19 protein-coding genes are annotated in these 19,585 nt (G+C 73.9%); 3 read left to right on the top strand and 16 right to left on the bottom strand.

The features are described 5' to 3' along the window. Nucleotides 1-14 precede the first annotated feature (14 nt). From OG550_RS23640 to OG550_RS23625, 4 genes are read right to left on the bottom strand one after another with little or no spacing between them, the layout of a single operon-like run. Entirely contained in the window at nucleotides 15-869 is an 855-nt protein-coding gene (locus OG550_RS23640; RefSeq protein WP_327680662.1) for an SDR family NAD(P)-dependent oxidoreductase, read from the bottom strand. Beyond that, nucleotides 866-1,405: a MaoC family dehydratase gene (locus OG550_RS23635; RefSeq protein ID WP_327680660.1), complete on the bottom strand. Its 540-nt coding sequence runs from the start codon at nucleotides 1,403-1,405 to the stop codon at nucleotides 866-868. The genes OG550_RS23640 and OG550_RS23635 overlap by 4 nt, the downstream gene beginning before the upstream one ends. Then, nucleotides 1,402-2,202: an SDR family NAD(P)-dependent oxidoreductase gene (locus tag OG550_RS23630; RefSeq protein WP_327680658.1), complete on the bottom strand. Its 801-nt coding sequence runs from the start codon at nucleotides 2,200-2,202 to the stop codon at nucleotides 1,402-1,404. Before OG550_RS23630 ends, OG550_RS23635 begins: the two co-directional genes overlap by 4 nt. Beyond that, nucleotides 2,195-2,464, bottom strand: coding sequence for a phosphopantetheine-binding protein (locus OG550_RS23625; protein ID WP_327680656.1), 270 nt, complete (start codon nucleotides 2,462-2,464; stop codon nucleotides 2,195-2,197). The genes OG550_RS23630 and OG550_RS23625 overlap by 8 nt, the downstream gene beginning before the upstream one ends. A 441-nt stretch (nucleotides 2,465-2,905) precedes the next feature. On the opposite strand from OG550_RS23625, the gene OG550_RS23620 reads away from it, so the two are divergent. Then, nucleotides 2,906-3,610, top strand: a complete 705-nt coding sequence (locus OG550_RS23620) for a helix-turn-helix domain-containing protein (protein ID WP_327680654.1) — start codon at nucleotides 2,906-2,908, stop codon at nucleotides 3,608-3,610. On the opposite strand, the gene OG550_RS23615 is transcribed toward OG550_RS23620, so the two are convergent. From OG550_RS23615 to OG550_RS23600, 4 genes are all read right to left on the bottom strand, one after another. Continuing rightward, nucleotides 3,577-4,590 (bottom strand): trypsin-like serine peptidase, encoded by a 1,014-nt coding sequence (locus tag OG550_RS23615; protein ID WP_327680652.1) that lies wholly within the window; start codon nucleotides 4,588-4,590, stop codon nucleotides 3,577-3,579. The genes OG550_RS23620 and OG550_RS23615 overlap by 34 nt on opposite strands. A gap of 269 nt (nucleotides 4,591-4,859) precedes the next feature. After that, nucleotides 4,860-6,311: an MFS transporter gene (locus tag OG550_RS23610; protein WP_442906171.1), complete on the bottom strand. Its 1,452-nt coding sequence runs from the start codon at nucleotides 6,309-6,311 to the stop codon at nucleotides 4,860-4,862. A gap of 413 nt (nucleotides 6,312-6,724) precedes the next feature. Next, nucleotides 6,725-8,449 (bottom strand): DUF885 domain-containing protein, encoded by a 1,725-nt coding sequence (locus tag OG550_RS23605; RefSeq protein WP_327680649.1) that lies wholly within the window; start codon nucleotides 8,447-8,449, stop codon nucleotides 6,725-6,727. Nucleotides 8,450-8,544: 95 nt separating this feature from the next. Next, nucleotides 8,545-9,243, bottom strand: a complete 699-nt coding sequence (locus OG550_RS23600; protein ID WP_327680647.1) for a rhomboid-like protein — start codon at nucleotides 9,241-9,243, stop codon at nucleotides 8,545-8,547. Nucleotides 9,244-9,783: 540 nt separating this feature from the next. Between OG550_RS23600 and OG550_RS23595 the strand changes: the two genes are divergently transcribed. After that, complete coding sequence (locus tag OG550_RS23595; protein ID WP_327680645.1) at nucleotides 9,784-10,521, top strand: TetR/AcrR family transcriptional regulator; 738 nt, start codon at nucleotides 9,784-9,786, stop codon at nucleotides 10,519-10,521. Between the two features lie 98 nt (nucleotides 10,522-10,619). On the opposite strand, the gene OG550_RS23590 is transcribed toward OG550_RS23595, so the two are convergent. Then, nucleotides 10,620-11,480, bottom strand: coding sequence for a fumarylacetoacetate hydrolase family protein (locus OG550_RS23590; protein ID WP_327680643.1), 861 nt, complete (start codon nucleotides 11,478-11,480; stop codon nucleotides 10,620-10,622). 365 nt (nucleotides 11,481-11,845) lie between these two features. Between OG550_RS23590 and OG550_RS23585 the strand changes: the two genes are divergently transcribed. Then, nucleotides 11,846-12,547 (top strand): MBL fold metallo-hydrolase, encoded by a 702-nt coding sequence (locus tag OG550_RS23585; protein WP_327680641.1) that lies wholly within the window; start codon nucleotides 11,846-11,848, stop codon nucleotides 12,545-12,547. Here OG550_RS23585 and OG550_RS23580 read toward each other — a convergent pair. From OG550_RS23580 to OG550_RS23550, 7 genes are all read right to left on the bottom strand, one after another. After that, nucleotides 12,503-13,696 (bottom strand): serine/threonine-protein kinase, encoded by a 1,194-nt coding sequence (locus OG550_RS23580; RefSeq protein WP_327680639.1) that lies wholly within the window; start codon nucleotides 13,694-13,696, stop codon nucleotides 12,503-12,505. The genes OG550_RS23585 and OG550_RS23580 overlap by 45 nt on opposite strands. A gap of 86 nt (nucleotides 13,697-13,782) precedes the next feature. Continuing rightward, complete coding sequence (locus tag OG550_RS23575) at nucleotides 13,783-14,772, bottom strand: ABC transporter substrate-binding protein (protein ID WP_327680637.1); 990 nt, start codon at nucleotides 14,770-14,772, stop codon at nucleotides 13,783-13,785. 45 nt (nucleotides 14,773-14,817) lie between these two features. Next, entirely contained in the window at nucleotides 14,818-15,570 is a 753-nt protein-coding gene (locus OG550_RS23570; RefSeq protein ID WP_327684088.1) for an amino acid ABC transporter ATP-binding protein, read from the bottom strand. A 38-nt stretch (nucleotides 15,571-15,608) separates the two neighbouring features. Then, entirely contained in the window at nucleotides 15,609-16,655 is a 1,047-nt protein-coding gene (locus tag OG550_RS23565) for an amino acid ABC transporter permease (protein WP_327680635.1), read from the bottom strand. Nucleotides 16,656-16,695: 40 nt separating this feature from the next. Then, the gene (locus OG550_RS23560; protein WP_327680633.1) at nucleotides 16,696-17,643 is read right to left on the bottom strand and encodes an ABC transporter substrate-binding protein; all 948 of its coding nucleotides are present in this window, start codon (nucleotides 17,641-17,643) and stop codon (nucleotides 16,696-16,698) included. Between the two features lie 89 nt (nucleotides 17,644-17,732). Next, the gene (locus tag OG550_RS23555; protein ID WP_327680631.1) at nucleotides 17,733-18,227 is read right to left on the bottom strand and encodes a GNAT family N-acetyltransferase; all 495 of its coding nucleotides are present in this window, start codon (nucleotides 18,225-18,227) and stop codon (nucleotides 17,733-17,735) included. Further along, a complete protein-coding gene (locus OG550_RS23550) occupies nucleotides 18,224-19,378 on the bottom strand; it encodes an LLM class flavin-dependent oxidoreductase (protein WP_327680629.1) in 1,155 nt (384 codons plus the stop codon). The genes OG550_RS23555 and OG550_RS23550 overlap by 4 nt, the downstream gene beginning before the upstream one ends. Nucleotides 19,379-19,585 lie beyond the last annotated feature (207 nt).

Genomic DNA, 19,585 nt, shown 5'->3' with positions numbered 1-19,585 from the left:
CCCCCTTCCCCGCGTCACTCGCCGACCCGGAGCGGGCTGTTCAGGTTGCCCCAGACCGCGTAGCCGCCGTCCACCGTGATGGTCTGGCCGACGATCCAGGAGGCCTCGTCGAGGCAGAGCATGGCGACCACGTCGGCGCTGTTCTCGGGGGTGGTCATCTGGCCGTCCGTCCACGGGGAGACCGCGAGCTCGTGCCGCACCCCGTGGTTGAAGTCGGGCCGGACGCTGAAGACGCCGGTCTGCACCAGGCCCGGGCGGACGCAGTTGGCGACGATGCCGTGCGGCGCCAGCTCGTAGGACAGGAACTGGGTGAGGTTCTCCAGGGCGGCCTTGGCGGCGCCGAGCAGCCCGGCGCGCGGCACGATCCGGGTGGTGGTCGAGTTGGTGATGGTGATGAACCGGGCGCCGGGGCGGCCCTTCATCAGCGGCACCGCGTGCTTGGCGAGCAGCCAGGTGGCGCGGGCGTTGGTGTCCTGGACGAACTGCCACTGGCTGAGCGTGGCGTTCTCCAGCAGGGAGAACTTCGTGGCCGCCGCGTTCTGGACCAGGATGTGCAGGTCCCCTCCGTGGGCCTCGCCGACCTCGGCGAGCAGCTCCTCGGCGGCCGTCGCCTCGGACAGGTCGGCCCGGTGCAGGCTCACCGTGGCGCCGGAGTCGGTGAGTTCGGCCGCGAGCTCCTTCGCGGGCCCTCCCCGGTCGACGTAGTTGATCGCCACGGTGGCGCCCCAGGCGGCGAGCTTGCGGCTGATGCCCGCGCCGATGCCGCGCGAGCCGCCGGTGACCAGGGCCACCCGGCCCTCCAGCGGCCGGGGTGCGAGCGGGCCGGGCAGCGGGGCGGCCGGCGGGTTGTTCGCGGAGTCGTCGGTCATCGTTCTGTCCTCTCGCTGGTCCGGGCGGGGGCGGTGGCCGCCCGCGCCGGTTCGGTGGCGGGTCCCGGGGCGGCCGGGTCCGGTCCGGGGGTGAGCGCGACGGCCGCGGCGCGGCGCAGCACCACCACGCTCATCCGGCCGATCGCGTAGGTCCGGTCGTTGTCGTCGTGCACCCGCCGGGTGGACTCGACCAGCCCGAGCCGGTCGTCGATCTCGACGGACCGGCCGGTGCGGGTGGTGAACCAGAACGGGGTGTCGGGGTAGAGCGGGCGGACGAAGTCCCAGGCCAGGGTCCGCAGGCCGACCACCGCGGCCGGCGAGCCGTGCTGGACCACCCAGCCGGAGGTGATCGAGTGGATGAAGCCGCCGGGCACGATCCGCCTGCTGCGGTCGAGGGCGCGGGCGAAGGCGTCGTCGTCGTGGACGGGGTGCTTCTCGCCCATCAGGTCGAGCAGCCGGTCGAGCAGGTCGCCGCCGAAGACCAGCGGACCGAACCGGTGGTCGGGCGCGCCCACCAGGTCCTCCCAGTACTTCACGCCGGCACCCCCGCCCGGCGCGGCCGGGCCCCGGCGGCGGCCCGCATCACGAGCCGGCCGCCGTCCACCGTGAAGGTCTGGCCCTGGATGTAGTCGGACTCGTCGCCGGACAGGAAGGCGACCAGGCCGGAGATGTCCTCGGGCAGGCCCCAGCGGGTGCCGGCGCCGTCCGAGCCGAGCCGTTCGGCGACGGCGTCGGTCATCTCGGTGCGCACCTTGCCGGGGGCGACGGTGTTGATCCGGATGCCCTTGCGGCCGACCTCGACGGCCAGCGTCCGGGTGAGCGCCTCCAGTCCGCCCTTCGCGGCGGCGTAGGCGCTCTGGCCGGGGCCGGGGATCCGCACCGAGTTGGACGAGATGTTGACGATCCGGCCCCAGCCCTGGTCGAGCATGACGGGGAGGACCTCCCGGCAGGCCAGGAAGGGGCCGGTCAGGTTGATCCGGAGCACCCGCTCCCAGTGCGCGGTCGGGGTGGCGGCGACCAGCCGGTCGTCGATCACGGCCGCGTTGTTGACCAGGACGTGCAGCGCGCCCTCCGTGTCGGCGATCCGCTCGACCAGGTCGACGACCTGCTTCTCGTCCGCGACGTCGGCGCGGTGGGCGACCGCCCGGCCGCCGGCCGCCGCGACGGCGGCGACGACGTTCCGGGCGGCCTCCTCGGCCTCGCGGTAGACCAGGTGCACGGTCAGCCCCTCGGCCGCCAGGCGGTGCACGACGGCCGCGCCGATCCCCCGCGAGCCGCCGGTCACCAGGGCGACCCGACCGGTGCCGGGCTTGGTCCCGGGCCGCTCAGACACGCTGGGCCGCCGCGACCACGGCCAGGATCGAGCCGACCGTGCGGCGGTGCTCGGCCGCGGTCTCGTTCCAGCTGTCGAGGTCGAAGTCGACGCCGAGCCGGCGGTTGATTTTCCGGGCCAGCTGGAGAAGGTCCAGGGAATCCAGCCCGAGGTCCTCCACCACCGAGTCGGCCGGGGTGATCGACTCGCCTTCCAGACCGGATTTGACGTCCTTGAGCAGCTCGACCAGGACGGCGAAATCAGCGTTTTCCGTGGGCGACATAATGTCTCCTTCGAGAGTTCCGAAATACCGCTGCGGACGCCGCCAATGCCAACAGACCGGTAAAGCCCGCCGCAAGGGCCACTCGACCCGCCGGCGCCGGACAGTCGCCTCGACCGGGGGCCGGCCGGACCGTCTTCGACCAGGCCAGAGCGGCGGAATCCGTTCCGCCGCATTCCGGACGAATTGAATCAACCGGCCCCGGCAAGACCCTGCCGCGGTAACTTCTACAACACCGGATGATGCAAAGAAGAGGCAAAGGGCATTGACCTTGGTAGAACCCGATGACTACCGTGGTCGCACCCATACGTGTACCACCCGGAACGTCATTCGAGGCGATTCACGACATCGCACCGCAGTCGGCTGGCCGAACCGGTCGGACCAGGTTCCGGCCGTTACCGGGAACGACGGCCGACCGGGCGGCACGCCGTGGGGAGGGCGGCAATGGCGCGACGCAAGAACGCGGTGCCCCCGGCGGCACCGCACCACGAACTGGCCCATTGGCTGCGCGCCCTGCGCGCGGAGGCGGGCCTCACCTACCGGCAGATGGCCGGCCGGATCACCCGGTCCGGGTGCTCGCCGGCCACCCTGTCGCGGGCCGACAGCGGCTCCGCACTGCCCCGGCTGGGGGTGGTCGAGGCGTACGCGGCGGCCTGCGGGGCGTCGGTCCGCGAGGCGCGGCAGCGCTGGGAGCGGGCCGCCGCCGGGGCGGGCACGGCCGCCGCCAGGGCCGAACGGCGGCCCGGTGCGGCGCCACCGGGCGGGAGGGCCCGAAGACTGGAGCTGGTCTACGAACCGGCCCACCTGCTGGAGGCCATGCTCCGGCTCCGGCTGGCCGCCGGGCAGCCCTCGCTGCGCGAGCTCCAGGAGCGGGCCCGGACGGGCGGCTTCGGGGTGCTGCCGCGCAGCACCCTGGCGGACGTGCTGGCCGGGTTACGGATGCCCTCGGAGCCGCTGCTGGTCACCTACGTCCGCTGCTGCGGCATCCCCGGGGACCGGATCGCCGCCTGGCGCGCGGCCTGGTTCCGGGCCGTCGGCTGTTGCGGACCGGCGGCGGTACCGGCCGCCGTCCCCCGGGTGCGCTCCCTCGAACGGCACCGGAACCGCTACGGCGGTCAGGGCGCCGCCGCGGCGGCCGCCTCGGCGTAGAGCGCCGCGACGGTGTGGTCGAAGTAGGCGCTGTACGAGACGTCCGGGGTGTCGCCGCCCTCCTGGTAGCCGCCGATGGCGCCGACCACGTGGCCGGTGGCCGCGGAGATCCAGGGGCCCCCGCTGGTGCCGCCCGGGTAGTCGGGGCAGTCGACTACGCGCTGGTAGGCGCTCTGCCGTCCGGTGGTGTTGGTGCAGAGGATCGGGTCCTCGCCGCCGGAGGGGTAGCCGTAGAGGCGGACGGTGGCGTCGAAGGGCTCGTCGGTGCCGAGCGGGTTGGCGCCGACCACGTCCTCGATCCGGCGGCCGGTGGCGTCGGCGGCGGTCTCCAGGACGGCGAAGTCCTCGTCCGGGTCGCCGTCCCGGGACCAGCCGTCGGTGGTGTGCACGGCGGTGACGCGCCAGGTGCCGTACGGGGCCCGGCCGTCGCGGTAGCCGGGGACGAAGGTGACGCCGTCCGGGTCGTCCAGGCAGTGGGCGGCGGTGAGCAGCAGGTTCCCGGTGGTGCTGTGCAGCACGCTGGCGGTGCAGAAGTGGTTGCCGGGGCGGACGCTGCCGGTGAACAGCGCGCCGACGGTGGCCGCCTCGGGTGTCGCGGGTGCCACCGCGGTGGTGCCCAGGGCGGTGACGGACGGCGTGGCGGCGGACGGGGAGGCGGCGGACGGGGAGGCGGCGGACGGGGAGGCTTCGTCCGGGGAGGGCGGGTCGGTGACGGAGGCGGCCGTCGGCGCGGGCGAGGGGGTGCCCGCGCCGGCGGGGCTCTCGGGCTGCGCCGGCGCGGCCGGGGCGACCGGGGCGGAGGACCGGACCGCGGGGCCGGACGGCCGGGCACCGGTCGCCTCCGAGGTCGCGCCGTGGCTGCCGGCCAGGACGGCGGCGGCGGTGAGGACGGACAGGGCCGTGCCGAGCAGGGTGGCGCGGGTCAGGGCGGTGCGGGCCGGGAGGCGGCGTCGTGGTCTGCGGCGGCGGTGCTGGCCCATGCCCGGTCGGCTCCTGCCCTGGTCGGCGTCGGTGTGAGGACGCTCCGACTATGGCGGTCGGAGCTGGGAGGGCCGTGATGCGCGGCTGGGAGGCGGATGAGAATTCAGCCGGTCGACCCCGTCGGTCGCCCCGGCCCCGGCCCGTCCCGCCCGGTCGGGGCCGGATCGGGACGGGGCGGGAACGGGGCGGGAGCCGGCGGGGACGCGGGGCGGGCCGGAGGATGACTGCGTGGCCTCGCGGCGGGCCCCGGCGGCGACGGGCGACGGCCTCAGGAGGCGCGCTGCCGCGGTCCCGGCGCCTGGGCGCCCGCCGTGGCGGGGGCCCCGGCGGCGTCGCCCGTCGCACCGGTGGCCTCACCCGGTGCCGGCCGGTGGTCGATCATCACGAACGCGATCAGTGCGGCCACCAGCAGGATGCCCATCGCCACCCAGGTGGCCACCACGTAGCCGTGCACCGCGCCCTGGGCCTGGACCCCCGGATCGGCGCCGATCCGGGTCGCGAGGTAGCTGGCGGTGGCACTCGCCGCGATGGTGTTGAGCAGTGCGGTGCCGAAGGAGCCGCCCACCTGCTGGGCCGAGTTGATGGTGGCCGAGGCCGCGCCGGCCTCGTTGGGCGCGACCCCGAGGGTGGCCAGGCTCATCGACGGCATGAAGACCAGGCCCATGCCGAAGCCCAGCAGGAGCTCGGCGGGCAGCACCATGCCGACCCAGGGGCTGTCCACCTTCATCTGGGTCAGCCACGCCATGCCCGCGGCCGCGAGCAGCAGCCCGGGGCCGATCAGGTTGCGGGACGGCACCCTGGTCATCAGCCTGGCCGAGATGGCGGTGGAGGCGATCACGATGGCGGCGGTCATCGGCAGGAAGGAGACGCCCGACATCACCGGCGAGAAGCCCTTGATGACCTGGAGGTAGTAGGTCAGGAACAGGAACAGGCCGAACATGCCGACCATGGCCAGGCCGACCGACAGGGCGCCGCCGCCGCGGTTCCGCTCGGCGACGATGTGCAGCGGCAGCAGCGCGTGCGGGGTCCGCTTCTCGACCAGCACGAACACGGCGAGCAGGGCGACGCCGAGCACCAGCGAGCCCAGGACCAGCCAGTCGCCCCAGCCCCGGCTCACCGCCTCGGACATGCCGAACACGATGGCGAGCAGGCCGCCGCAGCCGAGCACCGCGCCCGGCAGGTCCAGCTTGACCCGCTTCCCCTTGCCGATGTGGTCGCGGGACAGGACGGAGAAGGCGGCGAAGGCCGTCGCGATCGCGATCGGGGTGTTGACGAAGAGGCACCAGCGCCAGTTCAGGTACTCCGTGAGGAGTCCGCCGAGGAGCAGCCCGATCGCGGCGCCGCCGCCGGCGATCGCGCCGAAGATCCCGAAGGCGGTGCTCCGCTCCTTCGGGTCGGAGAAGGTGGTGGAGAGCAGCCCCAGGGCCGAGGGCGCGAGCAGCGCGCCGAAGGCGCCCTGGAGGGCCCGGGCCGCGAACAGCATCTCCGGGCCGCTCGCGGCGCCGCCGATCGCGGAGGCGAGGGCGAAGCCGAGCAGGCCGATGGTGAAGACGCGCTTGCGGCCGTAGAGGTCGCCGAGCCGGCCGCCGAGCAGCAGCAGGCCGCCGAACGCCAGGGTGTAGGCGGTGATCACCCACTGCCGGTCGGCGTCGGATATGCCGAGGTCCTTCTGGGCCGATGGCAGGGCGATGTTCACGATGGTGATGTCGAGGACGATCATCAGCTGGGCGATGGCGATGACCGCCAGGGCCCACCAACGGCGGGGGTCCGGCGTCTCGTGACGGGTGGCAGCTGTGGAAGACACGGGGAGCCTTTCCGGAGAGGTGCGGAGAGGTCACGCAGTCGTCTTCAAGCCAAACTCGCGCCAGAGCGGATGGCAAGGAAAAACATCACCAAATCGGGTGAAATGGGACCAACGAACCAAGAGGTCCGGGACCGGAGGCCGAGCGGTCCCGGACCGGAGGAAGGATGCCCCGGCCCGGAGGGCGGGCCCCCCGGATCCGGGCCCAGGCGAACCGGGCCCGGGCGGGCGGGGCGCAGGCGGCCCGGAACCGGGCGGGCGAAACCGGGCGGGCCCCCGGGGAGGTGTCCCCGGGGGCCCGCCGGACGGTCCCCGCGCCCGAGGTGCGGCGGCTACAGCGCCGACAGCTCCGCGACCAGGTCGTCCAGCCCCAGCGAGCCCTGCGACAGCGCCGCCATGTGCCAGGCCTTGAGGTCGAAGTCCTCGCCGCGCGCCTCGTGCGCCGCCCGGGCGGCCGCCCGCCCGCGCAGCCAGGCGCGCTCGCCCAGCTTGTAGCCGATCGCCTGGCCCGGCATCCCCAGGTAGCGCACCAGCTCGCTGTCCAGGAAGTCCGCCGACAGCCCGCAGTACAGGCCGAAGAACTCGCGCGCGGTGTCCGGCAGGACCGGCTCGCCCGGCCGGTACGGCGAGTCCGCCGGGAAGTCCAGGCCGGCGTGCATGCCGATGTCGACGATGACCCGCAGCGCCCGCATCATCTGGGCGTTGAGGTAGCCGAGCCGGTGGCCCGGGTCGGTCAGGTAGCCGAGTTCGTCCATCAGGCGCTCGGCGTACAGCGCCCAGCCCTCCAGGTTGGCGCTCACCCCGCCGACGCTGACCTGGTAGGTGGAGAGCCGGTCCGCGACGTAGTTCCACTGCGCGAGCTGCAGGTGGTGGCCGGGGACGCCCTCGTGGTACCAGGTCGAGACCAGGTCCCACTCCGGGAAGCGGTCACGGCCGAGGGTGGGCAGCCAGGTGCGGCCGGGGCGGGTGAAGTCCAGCGAGGGTGCGGTGTAGTACGGCGCGGCGGCGCTGCCGGCCGGCGCGATCATCGACTCGACCCGGGTGAGCGGCTCGGCCAGGTCGAAGTGGGTGCCCTGGAGGTCGGAGATCGCCCGGTCCATCAGGCCCTGGAGGTAGCCGCGGGCGGCCTCGGCGCCGTGCTGCGCCGGGCCGTCGCTCTCCAGCCACTTCATCGCCTCCATCGGGGCCGCCCCGGGACGCACCTTCTCGGCCTCGACCCGCATCTGGGCGTCGAGGTCGTGGAACTCCCGCCAGGCCCACGCGTAGGCCTCGTCGATGTCGAGGTCGGCGCCGGTCCAGTAGCGGACCCACCGGGTGTAGCGCTCGCGGCCGACCGCGTCGGGCCCGCCCGCGGCGGCCGGACCGTAGTGGTCGCGCAGGTAGTCGCGCAGCTCGGCGAGCGCCCCGGCGGCGGCCACGGCGTGCTCGGCGAGGCCCGCGCGCAGCGGCTCGGGGGCCTCCCGGACCAGCTCGCCGAACCAGCCGCCCGGCACCTCGCCCTCCAGCCACTCGCCCAGCTGGCCGATCACGGTGGCCACCTGCCGGGGGCCGGACAGCAGACCGCGCTCGATGCCCTCGGCCAGCGTCTCGCGGTACCCGGTCAGGGCGGCCGGCACCCGGGCGATGCGGCGGCCGAGCAGCTGCCACTGCTCCTCGGTGTCGGTGGGCATGAGGGTGAAGACCTCGCGCACGTTGTGCACCGGCGAGCCCAGGTTGCGGACCGCCCGGTACTCCTCCCCCGCGTCGTGCACGGCGAGCTCGGCGGTGAGCCGCTCGCGCAGCAGCCGGGCGCAGCGCCGTTCGGCCTCGTCCCGGGGGGCACCGGACGCCTCGGCCGCGTCGAGTGCGGCTTCGGCCTCGCCGAGCCGGGCGAGGGTTCGGCGGCCGAGCGCGGCGATCGCCCCGGTACCGGCCGGGGAGAGGTCGGGAAGGCGGTCGTCCTCGGGATTGAGGCCCAGGTACACCGCGGTCAGCGGGTCGAGCTCCGCGAGCTCCCGCACGTGGTCGTCGGCGATACGGCGCGGGGTGGTGCCGTCGGAGGTGATCAGTTCAGCCATCCGGACATCATTTCGCGGCCCGGGCCGTTTGCAAGCCCCCCACTGGTGGCATGGACCGGCCAATTCGGACGAACGCCCGGTTTTCGCCGGAACGTTCAGCCCGGCAGGCGGCGGGACCACCACCGCCGCAGCGCCGGACCCGGATCCCAGAGCGGCCGTCCGCGCCCGAAGCGGAAGAAGCAGAGGCCGATCAGGACGGCGCTGAAGTGCCCGAGATCCGTGAACGTGTGCGAGACGGCCAGCGGTACCGAGTAGAACAGCAGCACCCCTCCCCCGTACAGCAGGCGCCAGCCGCCGGCGAACCGGTAGGTGAGCACCGCGACCACCCCGGCCAGCGCGTACGAGACCCCGACGTCCACGGTGTCCGCCATGCTCCGCTGCAGACTGCCCCGGACGATCCCCCAGGCGACCAGGCCCTCGCTCACCAGGGTGGCCAGCACGTGCGAGGCGGCGGCCACCGTGAACCAGCGCACGGTGCCCAGCCAGCGCTCGGCATTGGCGTGGAAGACGGTGAAGAGGACGAGGTACAGCGGCCAGCTCGCCTGCTCGGTCCAGAGCGCACTGGCCACCAGGGCGTGCACCGGGCGCGAACTCAGCTGGTCGAGGTTGGTCGAGCGGGCCGCCAGGAACCAGTCCAGGCTCGCCGGGTCCATCCGTGCCACCACGAAGCTGGTGACCCCGAGGACCAGCAGCCACAGGTACGTCCCGGGCGCCGAACGGACCCACCGCCACACGGCGCGCGGCAGCCCGAGCAGTCTGCGGACCCGGCTCGGCCGCTCCAGCGTCTGCGCCATCCGGCGGGCCCTCCTCGGTACGGCGGACGATCAGGCTCTCCCATCTTCGCCCGCTCGCCTCCGGGCTCCATCTTCGCCCGCTCGCCTCCAGGCCGCTTTGATCCGGTGCCGACGGTCGGCGCTCCGATGCCGCTCGTTCCTCGCGGCCTCCTCGCGCTCTCGCTTTCGGCACCGGCGCGGCCCTTCGGCTCGGGGCGGGTCCGGTGCGTGGCCGAGGTCGGCGGGGCGGGCGGGTGCTGTGGGGCCCAGGGCGGGGCCGGTGCACGGCTGAGGCCGACGCGGCGGACGGGTGCCGAACGGCCCTGGCGGGCCCGTTCGGGCCGCGGCCGGGGGCGGCGGGCCCGCGCGTGTCCTACGGCCCGGGGCCGGCTGGGACATCCGGGTGAACGGGGCGCGCGGGGCGGGCCGAAGTGCGGGCGCGCGGGGCCGCCGAGTGCGCGGGCGCGCGGGCGCGCAGGCCCGGGACGTCCGCAAACGTTCGTTCGGAAGATCGGTGCACGCCCGGATCCGATCCGGCCCGCGGCGGTTACGCTGGCCGCCATGGAAGCCAGCTCAGCGCCCGTCCCGCCCGCCCCCGAGCCGGCCCGGCCGCGGCGCGCCGGATACCGGCGGCTGCCGGTGCAGCAGCGGCGTGAGCAGCTGATCGCGGTGGCGCTGGAGCTGTTCGCCACCCGCCCTCCCGAGGAGGTCGGGCTGGACGACGTCGCGGAGGCCGCCGGGGCCTCCCGGCCGCTGGTGTACCGCTACTTCGCGGGCGGCAAGCAGCAGCTGTACGAGGCCGCGCTGCGCAGCGCGGCCGAGGAGCTGACCGGCCGGTTCGCGGTACCGCTCGCGGGCACGCCGACCGAGCAGCTGGCCGCCGTGCTGGAGCGGTACTTCGCGTTCGTCGAGGAGCACGGCGCCGGCTACTCGGCGCTGCTGCGCGGCGGTTCGGTGGTCGAGACGGCCCGGACCTCGGCGATCGTGGACGACGTCCGGCGGGCCGCGCTGAAGCGGACGCTGCGCCACCTCGGGGTGCGCGAGGCGGGGCCGCGGCTCACCCTGCTGGTGCGCTCGTGGATCGCGGTGGTCGAGGGCGCCTCGCTGAGCTGGCTGGACGAGGGGCGGGCGCTGCCGGTCACCGAGCTGCGGGAGTGGCTGGTGGACCAGTTCGTGGCGATGGCCGCGGCGACGGCGCTGCACGATCCGCAGACCGCCGGGGTGCTGTCCTCGCTGCTGGTCCTGGAGGGCACGGACTCGCCGCGGACGGCGCGGCTGCGGGCGGTGCTCGCGCCTTAGCGGTGCACGCGGTTCCCGCGGTGCCCGCGCCGCAGCGGCTGCCCGCGGTGCCCGCGCCGTGGGGCCCGACCCCCGTGCCCGGGGCCGGGCGCGGGCGGTCAGGCCTTGCCGAGCACCTGGCGCTGGCGGCCGAGCCCGTCGATCTCGATCTCGACGACGTCGCCCGGCGCCAGGAAGGGCGTGCCCGGGCGGCCGAGGGTGACGCCGGCCGGGGTCCCGGTGACGATCACGTCGCCCGGTTCCAGCACCATGAACCAGCTCGCGTACCGGACCAGCTCCAGCACCGGGAAGACCATCTGCCCGGTGGAGCCGTCCTGCCGCAGCTCGCCGTTGACCCAGAGCCGCAGCGGCAGCCGCTGCGGGTCCGCCACCTCGTCCGCGGTGACCAGCCAGGGCCCGAGCGGGGTGAAGGTCTCCGCCGACTTGCCCTTGTCCCACTGGCCGCCGCGCTCGAACTGGAACGCCCGCTCGGTCACGTCGTTGGCGATCGTGTACCCGGCGATCACCGCGGCCGCGGCCGCGTGGTCCTCCAGGTAGCGGCCGGTGCGGCCGATCACCACGGCCAGTTCGGCCTCGTAGTCGGTCTTCTCGCCGCCGCGCGGCACCAGCACCTCGTCGTACGGGCCGACCACGGTCGAGCTCGGCTTGAGGAAGATCACCGGCTCGTCCGGGATCGCCGCACCGGCCTCGGCCGCGTGGTCGCGGTAGTTGAGGCCGATCCCCACCACCTTGCCCGGCCGGGCGACCGGCGCGCCGACCCGCCGGCCCGCGATGTCGGCGACCGGCAGCCGCCCGGCGGCGGCCGCTCCGGCCAGTTCGGCCAGCGCGGTGGCGTCCAGCCCGGCGAGGAACCCGCCGTCGATGTCCGGGGTCACCCCGGAGAGGTCGTACGCGGTGCCGTCCTGGCCCAGCACGACCGGGCGTTCGGCGCCCGGCGGGCCGACACGGAGGAGCTTCATCTGAGCCTCACCATCAAGTTCGTCGCAGCTCACCGGGGCGGTCTCGGACCGCGCCGGCCTCTTGTCTGCGAGGTATATCAACGGCCCGCGCCCCGGGACCAGACCGTCCCGGTCGGCGAAATCCTCCCAACCCGCACAGTCCGGGCGGCCGATTCTCGGGTGCCCGCACGGTTGACACCCCGCCCGCGCCCCGCCGCACGCAGCCCGCGCCCCGCCGCACGCAGCCCGCACCTCGCGGGTACGCCGCCGCACGCCGTCCGCGCCCCGCCGGCAGGGCCGGGGCCGCCGTCACGCCGACGGCGAACACCCCACGCCCAGGGCGAACAGGAGGAGTGAACGGTCACCCGCCGGTCCAGGATCCGAGCATGGAGACCACCCGGATACGCCCCGAACTGACCCTGATCACCCTCGACTTCGGCACCGTCTACCTCTGGCGCGACGAGGACGGCACGCTCACCCTGGTCGACACCGGCATCGCCGGACAGGCCGACGCGATCGAGGCGGCGATCCGCGCCGTCGGCGCCGACCCGGCCGCGCTGCGCACCATCGTGCTCACCCACCACCACGAGGACCACACCGGCTCGGCGGCCGAACTGGCGAAGCGGCTGGGCGCCGAGGTCGTGGCGCACCGGCTGGAGGCCCCGGTGATCCGGGGCGAGCAGGAGCCCGCGCCGTTCGTGCTGAGCCCCTTCGAGCAGCAGATCTGGGACAGCCTGCCGCCGCGGCCCCCGGCCCCGCCGTGCGAGGTGCACCGCGAGGTCGGGGACGGCGACGTGCTCGGCTTCGGCGGCGGCGCGGTGGTGGTGCACGTGCCGGGGCACACCGACGGCTCGATCGCGCTGCACCTGCCCGGCCCCGGGGTGCTGTTCACCGGGGACATCGCGGCCAACGTGGACGGCCGGACCATGCCCGGCGTCTTCAACACCGATCCGGCGCTGGCCGTCGAGTCGTTCCGCCGACTGGCCGCGCTGGAGTCCCGGACGGTGCTGTTCGGCCACGGCGACCCGGTCGTCGAGGACGGCTCAGCCGTGCTGCGGCGTGCCGTCGAGCAGCTCGGCCAGCACTAGCGGCCGGACCGGGCCGGGGCCCGCGAGGACCGTCTCGCGCTCCCAGCGGTCCAGGTCGCGTTCGACGTCGGTGCGGGCCCGCTCGTGGCCGTCCAGGGCCGGGACCAGTTCGCGCAGCAGCGCGACGGCCGCCCCCGGACTGCCCGAGCGGGCCAGCCAGAGCGCCAGGTCGTGGCAGGTCCGCAGGGTCCGCGGGTCGGCCGGCCCGAAGGCCCGGGCGAACTCCGGTATCAGCGCGGTCAGCTGCTCCACGGCCCGCTCCGGCGAGCCGGCCGCGCCGCGCCGCCAGGCGTCGTCCGCCCTGGTCCGCAGCTGCTCCGGGTCCGGGCCGAGCCTGACGTCCCGCAGCCGCCTGCGGACCTCGGCGGCGTCGGCGGGCCGGTCGGCCGGGTCCTTGGCGAGCAGCTGCAGGACCAGCCGGTCGAGCGCCGGGTCGGCGGTGCGCGGCGGCGGCGGCGCCTCGTTGAGGTGCTGGTACATCATGGTGACCGCCGAGCCCGCGTTGAACGGGCGGCGGCCGGTGCAGAGCTGGTAGAGCAGCACGCCGAGCGCGTACAGGTCGGCCCGGCCGTCGATCCGCCCGCCGGCCCAGCACTCGGGCGCCAGGTACGGCGGGGTGCCGATGACCACGCCGGTGGAGGTGAGCCCGCTGCCGGACTGGGTGAGCAGCCGGGCGATGCCGAAGTCCAGCACCTTGGCCTCGCCGGTGTCGGCGATCATGATGTTCTCGGGCTTGATGTCCCGGTGCACCACGCCCGAGCGGTGCGCGGCGTCCAGGGCCTTGCAGACCTGCCGCGTCCACTTGAGGGAGACCGTCAGGTCGGGGGTGCCGTCGCGGAGCAGCGCGGAGAGCGGACGGCCCCGGACCAGCTCCATCACCAGGTAGTGGGTCCAGCGGGGGCCGTCCTGCACCCGGCCGTAGTCGTGCAGGGTGACGATGTGCGGGTTGGAGAGGCCGCCGACGGTCTTGGCCTCGCGGATGAACCTGCTGACCGCCTCCTCGTCGCTGGCCTTCTCCTCGGAGAGCACCTTGAGCGCGACCGGCCGGCCGATGGTCTCGTCGTAGGCGGCCCACACCACACCGAAGCCGCCCTGCCCGAGCTCCCGGTCCAGCCGGTAGCGGCCGCCCACGACATCGTCCGCCTTCATGCCTTCCCCCAAGTCCGCCGGATCCGAACGCCGTTCATCCTGACCGGGTCACGATAGCGGTGGGGGAAGGCCTGGAGGTGAACGGGTCAGGGCTTGGGCTTGGGCAGGCCGACCGGGTTGATCTCGGACGTCTGGACGGCCTCCGCCTCCAGCCCCCAGCGCTTCAGCACCTGGCCGTAGGTGCCGTTCTTGATGATCTCGTTGATCGCGCCGTTGAGCGCCTGGACCAGGCCGCTGTCCTTCTTCGTGGTGGCCCCGATCTTGCCGAGGACGTCCGCCCCGCCGCCCGAGTAGGTGCCGATCACCTCGGTCTCGCCGGTCTGCACGCCGTGGAAGGCGGCCACCGGGTTGGGGCCGACATAGGCGTCGATCCGGCCGGAGGAGAGCGCCAGGTAGTAGTCGGAGGAGCTCTGGAAGTACTTGATGTCGGCGGCCTTCAGGCCGTTCTTGGCGTTCTCCTCGTTCCAGGAGATCAGCAGCTTCTCCTGGTTGGTGCCGGAGGAGACGGCGATGGTCTTGCCGGCGATGTCCTTGGGCCCGGTGACCTTCCAGCCGCTGCCCTTCTTCGCCTCGAAGCCGAGGATGTCCAGGCGGTAGGTGGCGAAGTCGTACTTCTCCTTGCGGGCCTCGGTGACGGTGATGTTGGAGATGCCGACGTCGTACTTGCCGCTGTCCAGGCCGACGAAGATGTTCTCCCAGGAGACCGGGTTGAACTCGACCTTGAGGCCGAGCACGTTGCCGATCAGCACGGCGATGTCGGGCTCGACGCCGATGATGGTCTTGTCGTCGTTGGCGTAGAAGTCCAGCGGCGGGGTGGTGCCGAGCGAGTCGACGACGGTCAGTGTGCCCCGCTTTCTGACCTCCTCCGGTAGCAGCGCCGCGAGGGCGTCGACCTTCGGCGTGGTCACCCGGTTCTGGTTCGGGGTCAGGTTCACCGTGGTGCCGTTCGGCGCGGTGCTGCCCTTCGCGGGGGCGAGGTCCGCCGCGGCGTCCGAGGAGCTTCCGCAGGCGGCCAGGGTGAGGGCGGCGGCGAGCGCGGCGGCGGCGGTCACGAGGGCGCGACGGGGTAGGGACATGGCGGAACTCCTGCGGGATGGGAGGGGGTCGTACGGGAGGGTGGGTCAGAGGACCTTGGCCAGGAAGGCCTTGGTCCGCTCGTGCTGCGGGTCGTCGAGGACGGCCGCCGGCGGGCCCTGCTCGACCACCACGCCGTCGTCCATGAAGACCACGGTGTCGGCGACCTCGCGGGCGAAGCCGATCTCGTGGGTCACCACGATCATCGTGGTGCCGCCCAGCGCGAGGTCCTTGATGACGTCGAGCACCTCGCCGACCAGCTCCGGGTCGAGGGCCGAGGTCGGCTCGTCGAAGAGCAGCACCTTCGGGTCCAGCGCCAGCGCCCGGGCGATCGCCACCCGCTGCTGCTGGCCGCCGGAGAGCTGGCGCGGGTAGGCGTCCGCCCGGTCGGCCAGCCCGACCCGGCCGAGCAGCTCCAGCGCCCGCGCCCTGGCCTCGGCCTTGGACCGGCGCAGCGCGCTGACCGGCGCCTCGACGATGTTCTCCAGCACGGTCAGGTGCGGGAAGAGGTTGAAGTTCTGGAAGACGAAGCCGATGTTGGTCCGCTGCCGGAGGACCTCGCGCTCCTTCAGCTCGTGCAGCCGGTCCCCGGAGCGGCGGTAGCCGATCAGCTCGCCGTCGATCGCGACGAAGCCCCTGTCGACCTTCTCCAGGTGGTTGATCGAGCGCAGCAGGGTGGACTTGCCGGAGCCGGACGGGCCGAGCACCACGGTCACCGAGCCGACCGGGACGTCGAGGTCGACGCCGCGCAGCACGGCCTGCGGGCCGAAGCTCTTGTGCAGGCCGCGGACCTGCACCATGGGCCCCCCGGCGGTGGCGGGTTCCTTGACGGTGGTGGTCACGAGCGTCCTCCGGGGGCGGTCTTGTCGGGGCCGGCGGTCACGGGGCCGACGGTCACGGGGCCGGTCTTCGGCGGGCCGGTGCGGTCGCGCAGGCCCCGGGCGAAGGCCCGGGCCCGCTGGAGCGGGGTGGGCGGCGGGTTGCGGTCGGCGCCCCGGGCGAAGTAGCGCTCGACGTAGTACTGGCCGATCGACAGCACGGTGGTGAGCAGCACGTACCAGACGGTGGCGACCATCAGCATCGGCACCACCCGGCCGGTGCGGCCGTAGACCACCTGCACCTGGTAGAAGAGCTCGCCGATGGCCATCACGTAGACCACCGAGGTGCCCTTGAAGAGCGAGATCACCTCGTTGGCGGCGGACGGCAGGATGCTGCGCATCGCCTGCGGCAGCACGATCCGCCAGGCCTGGCGCCAGCGCGGCACGCCCAGCGCGGCGGCGGCCTCGCGCTGGCCGGCGTCGACGGCGATGATGCCGCCGCGGATGATCTCGGCGGCGAACGCGGCCTGGTGCAGGCCGAGGCCGAGCACGGCCGCGCCGAGCGCGCCGAGGACGCCGACCGTCTCGAAGTCGCCGAAGGTCGGGCCGAACGGGATGCCGACGCCGAACCGCTTGTAGAGGTACGACAGGTTGAACCAGAAGACCAGCTGGACGATCAGCGGGATCGAGCGGAACGCCCAGACGTAGGCCCAGGCGATGGACTGCAGGATCGCGCTGCGGGAGAGCCGCATCGCGGCCACCACGGCGCCCAGCAGGAAGCCCAGCAGGGTGCCGTAGGCGGTGAGTTCGACGGTCCGGCCGACCGCGCGCAGGATGGTCTCGGCGGAGAAGTAGACGCGGAAGGTCGCCCAGTCCCAGCCGGGGTTGGTGACCAGTCCGTGGGTGAACTGGGCGAGGACGACGAGGGCGCCGAGGCCGGCCGCCCAGCGCCAGGGGTGCCGGGCGCGGACGGTGCGCAGTCCGGCGAGTTCGCCGATGTCGAGCGGGGCGGTGGCCGGTCTGTCCGCGGACTTGCCGAGGACGGCCGGGGTGGTGGTGACGGTCATGGTGGGATTCCTCCAAGGGGCCCGGGGCCCGGACAGGGGGTCACGCGTGCTCGGGCGGGCTGATCTGGGACTCCTTGATGGCCGAGTCGGCCACCCCCCACTTCTTCAGGATCCGCTCGTAGCTGCCGTCCTTGATCAGCTGGTTGACCGCCGCCTGGAACGCGGGGGTGAGCGGGGAGCCCTTCTTGAACGCGAAGCCGACGTCGAGGCGGTGGAACTCGCCGAGGAACCTGGTCCCCGAGGCCTCCTGGGCGGCCTGGTAGCGCAGGCCGTTGATGGTGGACATCACGAGGTCGACCCGGCCCTGCTGGAGGCTGGTCAGCACCGCGCCGGTGTCGCTGAACGCCTTCACCTCGAAGGGCGGCTTGCCGGCGTCGGTGCAGACGCTCTTCTTGGCGTTGAGCGTGGTCTCGAAGGTGGTGCCGGCGCCGGTGCCGATGGTGCGCCCGCACAGCTGCACCAGGTCGGTCACCGGCTCGATGGAGTTGTTGTCCTTCTTGACCGCGAAGCCCTGGCCGTCGTCGATGTAGGTGACGAAGTCGATGGTCTTCAGCCGGGTCGTGGTGACCCCGAAGTTGCCGGTGCCGACGTCGTACTTGCCGCTGCCCAGCGCGGGCAGGATGGTCTCGAAGGCGGCCTCCTCGCGCTGCACCGTCAGGCCGAGCACCTTGGCCACCGCGTCGGTGAAGTCGATGTCCACCCCGGCCGCCTTCTTGGTGGCCTGGTCGACGTAGAACGCGGTGGGCGGGGCACCGATCGAGGAGCCGAACTTCACCGTCCCGGCGGAGCGGACGTCGGCGGGCAGCAGTGCGGCCGCGGTGTCCGACTTCTTGATGCCGGAGACCAGGTCCTCGGCGGCGGCGGAGGCGGCCTGCTGGCCGGCGCCCGGCGAGGCGGCCTTCGGGTCCGACCCGCACGCGGCCAGCGCCAGGACCGGGAGGAGGGCGGTCGTCGCGAGCAGGAGGCGGCGGGCGGTGGTGGTTCTCACGGGTGCGGTGCCTTTCGGGAGGTGCGGGGTGCGGCGCGGGTGCGGGGTGCGGGGCGGGGTGCGGCCGGGTCCGGCGGAGACGGTCACGGTCACTTCAGGTGCTTCTCGAACGGCAGCGGCCCGATGGTCAGCGGATCGGCGGTGACGTCGAACAGCGGGGTGTAGCCGGTGGCCAGGTAGAGGCCCTTGGCCTCCGGCTGGAGCGGCCCGGTGGTGAGGTAGATCCGGCGGTAGCCGACCGCCGCGGCGGCCTGCTCCAGCTCGGTCAGCACCCGGCGGGCCAGACCGCGCCGCCGGTGCGCGGAGTGCGTCCACATCCGCTTCACCTCGGCGGTCCGCTCGTCGTAGCGCTTGTACGCGCCGCCGGCCACCGGCTCGCCGTTCTCCAGCAGGAGCAGCAGCACGCCGTGCGGCTCGGTCCAGCTGTCGGGCGGGAAGCGGGTCATCTCGCTGTGCGCGGACGGCCCGTACCGGTTGACGTACTCCTCGGTGAGTTCGCGCAGCAGCGGTTCGACGAGCGGGTCGTCGACGGTGACCCGGCGGACCTCGACGTCGAGGCCGGTCCCTGGCCGGGCGCCGCTCACGCCTGCACCGCGATCAGCTGCTGCCGGTCGCGCTCCGCCCGGTCGGCCCGGGCCGCCTTCTCGGCGTCCCGCTTGGCCACCTCCTCGCGGACGATCGGGATCACGTGGCGGCCGAAGTCGATGGTGTCGCCGACCAGGTCGTAGCCGCGCGCCGAGAGGATGTCCACGCCGAGGTCGTAGTAGTCGAGCAGCGCCTGGGCGACCGTCTCCGGGGTGCCGACCAGCGCGTTGGAGTTGCCGGCCCCGCCGGTGGCGGCGGCGGTCGGGGTCCAGAGCGCGCGGTCGTAGCGCTCGCCCGCCTCGGCGATCTCCAGCAGCCGCTGCGAACCGGTGTTCTCCGGTACGGCGCCCTGCGGGCGGCCCCGGCGGATCAGCTCGCCGCTCTCCCGGCGGGCCTTGATCGCGTCGACCGTCCGGTACGCCTTCTCCCAGGCCAGCTCCTCGGTCGGCGCGATGATCGGCCGGAACGCCACCTGGATCCGCGGCACGTCGGTGCGCCCGGCGGCCCGCGCCGCCTCCTTCACCCGCTCGATCTGCTCGGCGGTCCGGGCCAGCGGCTCGCCCCAGAGGCAGTAGACGTCCGCCTCGGCGCCGCCGGCGGCGTAGGCCGCCTCCGAGGAGCCGCCGAAGGAGACGCCCGGGCGCGGCTGCTGCACCGGGAAGACGTCCGAGACGAAGTCGTTGAACCGGTAGTGCTCGCCCTCGTGGTCGAAGGGCTCCCGGCTGGTCCACGCCTTCTTGACGATGCCGATGTACTCCCGGGTGCGGGCGTACCGCTCGTCCTTGGTGAGGAAGTCGCCCTCGCGCTGCTGCTCGTGGTCGTTGCCGCCGGTGATGAAGTGGACGGTGAGCCGGCCGTTGCTGATCCGGTCGAGGGTCGCGAAGGTCTTGGCGGCGAAGGTCGGGTAGGAGACGTTCGGCCGGTGGGCGAGCAGGATCTGCAGCTTGTCGAGGTGTGCGGCGAGGAAGGCCGCGGCGGGCGCGGGGTCGGGGGCGCCGGCGCCGTAGGCGAACAGCACGCGGTCCCAGCCGTGGTCCTCGTGGGCCCGGGCCAGCCGGAGGGTGTAGTCGCGGTCGAACGCGGCGGTGGTGCGGGCGGTGGTCTCCGAACCGTCGCCGGTGGCGGCTATGCCGAGGAATTCGACGGGCATGGTGGTGGAACCTTTCGGGTCGTGCGCAGTCCGGTGGGCTGCGGGTGGGCAGGCCGGAGAGGGCCGTGGCGGGGCCAGGCCGTGGTGCCGGAGGAGCGGGTGCGGGACGGTGCGGTGGCGGCGGTGGCCGGGACGGCCGGGTGACCGGGGCGGCCGTCGTGGCCTGGACGGCCGGGGTGGCTGGAGTGACCGGACGGGACGGGGGAC

This window comes from Kitasatospora sp. NBC_00458 (assembly GCF_036013975.1).
Taxonomy (GTDB): Bacteria; Actinomycetota; Actinomycetes; order Streptomycetales; family Streptomycetaceae; genus Kitasatospora.
The sequence above is the reverse complement of the archived record's forward strand: the minus strand, read 5'-3'. Positions and strand labels throughout refer to the sequence as shown.